At 48.4% G+C, this 675-nt stretch carries 1 protein-coding gene; it reads left to right on the top strand.

Features of this window, described 5'->3' with window-relative positions; all coding sequences use genetic code 11:
• Positions 1 to 574, top strand: a 574-nt coding sequence (locus J7438_RS26705) for a carbohydrate porin (protein WP_209279048.1), incomplete at its 5' end; no start/stop codon positions are given.
• Positions 575 to 675 lie beyond the last annotated feature (101 nt).

Below are 675 nucleotides of genomic sequence, written 5' to 3'. Positions count from 1 at the left end.
CGGCTACATGGTCACTCTGGAACATACCCAGAGCAATTTCTTCGGTGGCTTTAACAAATTTGTTGTTCAGTACGCTACAGATGCGATGACAGCCAGTGGTATCGGAACCAATGGCCAGGGTGTTTCAGAGCTTGCAACCGACAATCTTGATGGCCAGGATTTCTACCGGATTATGGATCATGGTTATGTAACTCTTGGTGATAATGTAGAAATGCAATACATCGCGAGCTACAACAAGCTGTCATTTAAAGACAGCAATAAAGACGACCAGACTTGGATCAGTGTTGGAGCCCGTCCGATTTACTTCTGGAACGACATCATGAGTACTGCTCTGGAAGTCGGATATGATCAGGTTGAAAATGCTTTTGACAATGGTGACGACTCTAAATTAGCCAAAATGACCATAGCCCAACAGTGGTCTGCTGGCCGTGGCTACTGGGCTCGTCCTGTTATTCGTGTATTCGGTACCTACGCCAAGTGGAACGATGATTCCAAGGGGCAGATTGGTGGCGCTTCATTTGCAAACGACACTGACGGCTTCACCTTCGGTGTTCAGGCAGAAACCTGGTGGTAAGAACAGCACAAGCAGTGCAACCCCCTTCCCGTGCATAGCATGGGAAGGCTTCGCCAGCCCTAATACATGGCTGGCCTTCCTGATGCCTGTTAACTCAACAG

Source organism: Thalassotalea sp. G20_0 (assembly GCF_017744175.1).
Taxonomy (GTDB): Bacteria; Pseudomonadota; Gammaproteobacteria; order Pseudomonadales; family Endozoicomonadaceae; genus Endozoicomonas.
The sequence above is the reverse complement of the archived record's forward strand: the minus strand, read 5'-3'. Positions and strand labels throughout refer to the sequence as shown.